Below are 4,051 nucleotides of genomic sequence, written 5' to 3'. Positions count from 1 at the left end.
ATAGTGTATCGCGTTTACCCTGCCCTGCCTTCGCTTGCGCTCAGTTAGGACAGGGTTATGTGCAGAACTGCGTTCTGCGTGTCGGCTTTCAGCCTCTCTTTGCCTTATGCTTTATGCGAGAGAAAGATTTTCATAAGATCCGCGCGGGGAGTCCCTAAAAACTCTATTGGCGAATAGTTACCAATGGGCATAAAACTTGCTAAATATCGTTATTTGTTCTGGGATTATTGCTCTAATAATGCATGGATTCCTGAGGCAATGAGGCTATGAACGAGACCTGTGACCATGCCGTAACTCACAGCCATCACCACTACCTCAACAGCAATTACCGTTACATTCGCCCTTGCCTTCTCTTGAATACCACAAGCTCGGCATCGGCACCGTCTTTGCCATACTCGCTCACGAGCAAATAGCGCTCATCGCATGCCACGCCATAGCAGCGGCCGTCGGTCTTCTGCACCTGGGTACCCCAGTAGGTGGCACCGTCGTCAAGAAGTTTCACTTCGTTGCCATTGACATTGTAGGCCTGGTTGACAAATGCCCCATGCAGAACATATAGATTATCAACGTGCAACTCTGCTATACCCAGCGCATTAATTTCCTCTATGAAGATTTTCTTCATGGGGTGGTTGGCGTGAGGGATGGCATCGGCAGGAAGGTTCCACCGCTTGAGCGTGGGATAGTATTTGAGCAATTCTTGCTTGTACTCGCAAGCAGTGAGGTTCTTGCCCGTGTGCTTGTTATATTCCTCAACAAACATTGAGCAATATTCAGCCATCTGCTCCATGGTGAAGTCGCCCGTGAAGGCTCCATCCTTGAAGCAATAGACACAATACTCATCACTTTTACTTCCATCGACATTTGTACCTAAAACCTCATCATTGAGAGGCATGCCGCAACTCTGGCAAAATTTCATTTCTTTCATAATCGCTTAAACCAAATTATTATATGAGGTTTTCTACCTTGATTTTCTTTCTCATCAGTATGTTAAAGTCAGTGCCGAATGTCTCGGTGAGGCCCGAGCGGTTGTCTTTCAACTGCGACGGCGAGAAGCCACAAATGTCGTTAAAGTCGGCTGTCATGTGCGGCAGGTCGTAGTAGCCACAGCTATATGCCACGTCGGTGAGCAAAGTTTTCTCATCGGCTTGCTGCAATTCCCTGAGTGCCCTGTGGAAACGCAGCAGCCGCAGATAGGTCTTAGGATTCATACCCATGTACTTATTGAACACACGAGTGAACTGTTTCTGGCTCAGGCAAGCTGCCGAGGCTAGGTCCGACGGTAAAAAATCATCATGATTGACGGGCGGCGGAGCCACCGAGCCATCGACTGGGACTATCTCGTCAAACACGTGCTGCAGGCGCATCAGGTTCACATCCTCGGCAGGAAGTTCGGCAAGGCGTTTCAAGAAGAAATCGTCGAGAAGTTTAACTCGCTCGTCCATGTTGCTGGCATCATGCACTCGGCGGCACACCTCCACAAACTCATCATCACCCAGCTGCTCGGGGGTCTGGTAATCGCCCTGGAACTCTTTTCTGAAAAAGAGCCGCGAGCAGAAGAACACAAACTCCACCCCGAAGATATTAACCGGTCCTGGCTCGGTGACCAGGTCTATGCTTTTCATCTCCAAGTGAAATAGGATAGTTTTGTGATGCTTGTCGCTGCCTAGCGGCGCTATGGGCTGCGACAGGTAGAACTGCAAGTTGGCAGCCCCGTTAGAAAACATAGTCTGTGTCCCGCGTGATGTGCAGTCGGCATTCATCACCCAGTAGTTATAGATGAACGGACGCAATGATTCGTGACAAGGTACTGTGGTAAATTCCATTTCTTCTTAAATATGCATGTAACTTTTAACGACTGCAAAATTACATAGTTTCCCTGTCATCACTTTGTAAAAAATGGACAAACGATCAAATAATGTTTTCAACCTTAATTTTTTTCTTCATCAATCCGCTGAAGTTTGGCCCGAAAGTCTCGGTGAGTCCTGCGCCGGTGCTTATCAGCTGCGACGGTGAGAAACCACATATATCCTTGAAATCACTGGTCATGTGAGGCAGGTCATAGTAGCCGCAGCGCCAAGCCACATCGGTGAGCGACTCCTGGGGCGACTGCTGCAGCTCCATCAACGCCTTGTGGAAGCGCAGCAACCGCAGGTAGGTCTTGGGATTCATGCCCACATATTTATTAAACACGCGGGTGAATTGTTTCTGGCTCAAGCAGGCTGTCGAGGCGAGGTCAGCTGTCGAAAACTCTTCCTTGCTGCCGGGCGGACATGCCACGGTGCCATCGGTGGGCACAATCTCGTCAAAAACGTCCTTGAGGCGGTCGATGTTCACATCGTTAGCAGGTATCTCGGTGAGGCGTTTCAAAAAGAAATCGTCGAGCAACGCCACCCTGGCATCTAAACTGGCTGCCTCATGGACGTTGCTGCACATCTGTGTGAACTCCTCGTCGTGCAACTCCTCTGGCGTTTGAAACTCGCCCACAAAAGCGGTCTTGAAAAACATGCGCGAGCAGAACGGCACAAACTCCACCCCGAAGATAACCACCGGACCTTCTTCGGTGACAACGCCCACGCTATTCATCTCCTGGTGGTAAAGCATCGAGCGGTGAAGCTTCTCGCTATCATTAACCCTGACAGCCTGCGACAGGTAGAAGTGCAGGCTGCCGGCACCGTTAGAGAACACCGTCTGCGTGCCGCGCGCTGTGCCGTGGGCGTTTATTATCCAATAGTTGCGTATGAAAGGACGTAATGATTCGTGACAAGGTATAGGTCTATATTCCATAAAGTATAATAATCTTAGATAAGGTGGGGTCAATTAATTATGTCGTGGAGGTTTTCATTCATGCGTTTTTATATTGCTGGTTGATTGCCTTAACCGCTTGGCTAATGCGCAATGTCACAACCAACATGAACCTCGAAAGCTTTTCTATTACTTTCGAGGTTCATATTAGGGTAAGTTCCGGGAACTTTGTATCTAGGCGTGATTGCCTTCACAGCGTGAACAATGAGATTATGGTCTGACGGGTCTTACCGAGAAGCCATACATGCGCTGTGAATAGCCGTTACCCTTGATGAGAGAGTTGAACGAGATGCTGCGGCCCGAGTTGTTGTTGTCGGTCGAGAGCGTGCCGCTCCAGTAGTTGCCCGACACACCCTGGGCATCGGCGTCGTTGCCATAGCGCCAGCCCGATGCGGGCAGGAAGATGCTGTTGCCGTTGGGGCCGGTAACGCGATAGCCGTGGGCTTCGTTAACGGTTTCCCATGTCCATGTACACAGGTTCATGAGCTCTTTCATCTCCTCGTCGGTGGGGAGTCGCCACTCGCCGCCCCAGTTGGCCTTGACGATGTCGTACTCGGTGCCCGACACGTTGTTGGGAGGCCAGTTAACGCCTGCGGGATAGTCGTTGAGCGATGTCGAGTGCTGTCGGCCTGTGGGGTCGGCCCATCCGTAGAGAGCGTTGCCGTTCTCCACATAGGGTGCGCTCTCCAGGTTCTCGCCGTCGAGGTCGAGGTTGGCATAGGCCCACTTGACCGAGAGGCCCAGGTCAACCACGGCATGTCCCTCTACAGCCTGGCAAACGTCCTCGGCAAAGAGGACACTGTCTATTTTCTCAACGGGGATGACCTGCTCGACACCAGCGGTGTCGGTAATAATCATCACCAGCTCTTTCTTTGCCGCATTGCTGGGCAGCGCGAGCAGTGAAAATGCTAAACTTAATATTATTGCTAATCTTTTCATGATGTTGCTATTTTTTAAAACTGAAAGAAATTAAAATAATTTTTTATTCTTATGTTCTTTTGTTCTTATGTCAAAAAAACTGCGGGTTGCACTGAAAGAAATTAAAATAATTAAAATAATTTTTATTCTTATGTTCTTTTGTTCTTATGTCAAAAAACTGCTGTTCTTATGTCAAAAAAACTGCGTGTTACACTGAAAGAAATTAAAATAATTAAAATAATTTTTATTCTTATGTTCTTTTGTTCTTATGTCAAAAAAACTGCGGGTAGCACTGAAAGAAATTAAAATAATTAAAATAATTTTTATTCTT

4 protein-coding genes are annotated in these 4,051 nt (G+C 48.4%); all 4 read right to left on the bottom strand.

The genetic code is table 11. The features are described from left to right. Window positions 1-331 precede the first annotated feature (331 nt). Entirely contained in the window at window positions 332-925 is a 594-nt protein-coding gene (locus ACKI3C_RS11775) for a zinc ribbon domain-containing protein (RefSeq protein ID WP_407405279.1), read from the bottom strand. A gap of 19 nt (window positions 926-944) precedes the next feature. After that, the gene (locus tag ACKI3C_RS11770; RefSeq protein WP_407405277.1) at window positions 945-1,823 is read right to left on the bottom strand and encodes a helix-turn-helix domain-containing protein; all 879 of its coding nucleotides are present in this window, start codon (window positions 1,821-1,823) and stop codon (window positions 945-947) included. A gap of 85 nt (window positions 1,824-1,908) precedes the next feature. Then, the gene (locus tag ACKI3C_RS11765) at window positions 1,909-2,784 is read right to left on the bottom strand and encodes a helix-turn-helix domain-containing protein (protein WP_407405275.1); all 876 of its coding nucleotides are present in this window, start codon (window positions 2,782-2,784) and stop codon (window positions 1,909-1,911) included. 228 nt (window positions 2,785-3,012) lie between these two features. Then, a complete protein-coding gene (locus ACKI3C_RS11760) occupies window positions 3,013-3,741 on the bottom strand; it encodes a hypothetical protein (RefSeq protein WP_407405273.1) in 729 nt (242 codons plus the stop codon). Between the last annotated feature and the right edge of the window lie 310 nt (window positions 3,742-4,051).

The organism is Sodaliphilus sp., assembly GCF_045598405.1.
GTDB classification, from domain to species: domain Bacteria; phylum Bacteroidota; class Bacteroidia; order Bacteroidales; family Muribaculaceae; genus Sodaliphilus; species Sodaliphilus limicaballi.
This window is presented reverse-complemented; position numbering and strand designations above follow the sequence as displayed.